The sequence below is a fragment of the Octadecabacter dasysiphoniae genome, assembly GCF_021532615.1.
In the GTDB taxonomy this organism is placed as follows: Bacteria; Pseudomonadota; Alphaproteobacteria; order Rhodobacterales; family Rhodobacteraceae; genus Octadecabacter; species Octadecabacter dasysiphoniae.
Genome location: NZ_JAKGAQ010000013.1, coordinates 1 through 2,465, shown reverse-complemented (window position 1 = coordinate 2,465; position 2,465 = coordinate 1). Strand labels below are relative to the sequence as shown.

Genomic DNA, 2,465 nt, shown 5'->3' with positions numbered 1-2,465 from the left:
GCTGACGACAAACCGGATGTTATCGCAGCGTCCAGTGCGCCTTCACTAAAGGACGCGATGGTGAATTGGCCGCCATCGCGGATCAGGCCCGCCATTGCTCCTTCGCCGAACTCGACGCCGAAGGTTCCTTCGAGGCTAATCGCACCTGACGCATAGGCGCTGATGCCAGCAAACGCGGCGCCTTCCAAAAGCTCGCCAATGTCAAAGTCCCCAGACACCCCGGCCTCTATCACACCAACGGCAAGGTTGCTGGCGGCGGCGTTGGCCGCACCGATTGCGGCCTCACCGGTGAGGCCAATAGCCTGACCAAACCCACCTGCAAGCTCGCCAAAGCCCCCAATACCTTGGGTCACAGCAATTGTGATCAGCAACTTAAACGCTGGGTTAAGTGCCGTGGTTTCCTCATGGAAATGTTCGTCGACCAATGCGATGGGATTAACGATTGTGCTGTCCCTCTCCAGCGCCTCATCAAGGTAGAGATACCCGTTTCCATCCGCACCTGTCGGCAAGGTGGCCGTGATCATCGTCAGATCATCGCGCCAGTCGTCTGTTGTCTCGTCCAGCGTTTCGGGGGGACCCGTCGCAGGATCCGTCAGGCCAAGGTATGTCGCCGCAAGGGTCATCCCGGTGCTACCATCACTCAGCAATCCGGCGGCGTGCATAGATGCGATCGTCGGGTCGCGCACTGCGTCGAGTGTAATGGGGGACGTTGGATCAAGGTCAACGACACCGCCTGCATCCAAACGATTGAACGTCGCACTTTCGGTGTAGTCTTCGGAGTCCTCAGTCGTGATCAGGATCGCATTGTTGTTCAAAATCGAGGCAGAGCGGTAGCTGGTGTCGACGGCCGCCAGCAACAGCGTTTCACCTGCAACCTGCGTGCGGATATCGCCATTCGCGGCCCAGTCAACCGCTGTCAGAACCAGATCACCGCCCGTGACCAATCCGATGTCGCCCGCAACCTGTGCAACGGACCCCAACGCCTGCGTTTCAAGCGTGCGAATGTCGGAACTTAATCGGGCCAGACCGCCAAAGAAACTGCGCTCGCGCACGCGGCTTTCAGCGTAGATATCGGTGGGGGCCGTGAACATCAGATCACCGGTCGCCGCCGTCAGACGAAGATCACCATTTTGCAACGCGTCTTCGCCCGTCAGCGTAACACCGTCGGTTCTAAACTGCGTGCCTTCTGCCAGAATGCTGCCCGCCGCCAAAACATCGATGCTGCCTGCATCCAGTGACGTCACCTGATTGGTGACCGAAAAGACCTGATCGCGCGACGACGATTCCGAAAAGAAGCCGGACGACGACCCTGTGATATCGCTGTAGAAACTGTCCGCCACCGCCAGCATCAGAACATCGCCCTGATCGGCCTGTATGACCATGCCAGCACCCGCCTGCAGCTGTGCGCCCATAAGTGTTATGTTGCCACCGGTGTCCGTTTGACCCGCTGCATAAAGCGTCAGGTTGCCGTCCGTCGCGATGCTGCTGACCACGTTCGTCACGCCTTGCGACCGGCTATAGCCGCCATCATATGTCAGGTCGGTTTCGCGGTTCAGTTCCAGTGCGCCGACGGTAATCGCGCCGCCTGCTGCCAGTGTCGTGTCCCCACCGGCCTGCACTTGCGCACCGGTCAAATTGATATCCTCGATCGCCTGTATCATCACGTCACCGGACGCGAGGACTGTCGATGCGCGTGACGCACCATCGGTAAAGTTGCTGTCCTCACCGGATGTCACGCGCGCGGTTTCAAGCACGATCTGCTGTGCGGCAAGCGATACATCGCTGCCCTGTATGGTTCCACTCAGCGACGTCAGCGTGCCCGCCACATCAATTTGCGTCATCCCGCCCGACACAACGCGACCGCCCAGAATATCCATGTCCCCCAAGGACGCGAGGCGCACGGAATCCACGCCCGTGATCGCGCCGGAATTGGTGAACGTGTCAGCAATCAGCGTCAAATCGGCGGCAGTGATGCTGGAGGCTTCGGCCCCGGCGGCACTGCCCGTCCGCGCGAGAGAGCTGGCATCGGCAAGATACAACCGCGGTGCCATGACGGTCTGACCGTCTACCGTGATCTCTTCGAGCCAGATGATATCCTGCGTCAGCGCTGCAATCTGTTCGGGCGTCAGCGCCACCCCCAGTGCCAGATCCAAGGCAACCGATGCATCTATGGCATTGTCATACAGCGCCTGCATCTGGTCGCGTTCACTGATGCCGGTTTCGGTCAAACGCTGGCCCGTCAGTGCAAACAACTGGGCCCGCAGAAATTGCGTTTCGACATAGGCGTCGCCCAGCCGCTTGGTATACTCATCCGGCTCGTACCCCAAGGCGTCCAGAAAATAATCCGATGACAAAAACTGGTCGAGGTCGATAAATTCGAACCGCGTTTCGACCAGATAGCTGGCATCAGGGTCAACGTTGGTGACAACCAATGCCGGATTGCCGATAGACCCCGCTGTGATGCC

At 59.2% G+C, this 2,465-nt stretch carries 1 protein-coding gene; it reads right to left on the bottom strand.

The window, feature by feature from the left end; translation table 11 throughout:
- The coding region (locus L0664_RS18420) for a hemagglutinin repeat-containing protein (protein WP_235227370.1) at positions 1–2,465 on the bottom strand (2,465 nt) is incomplete at both ends.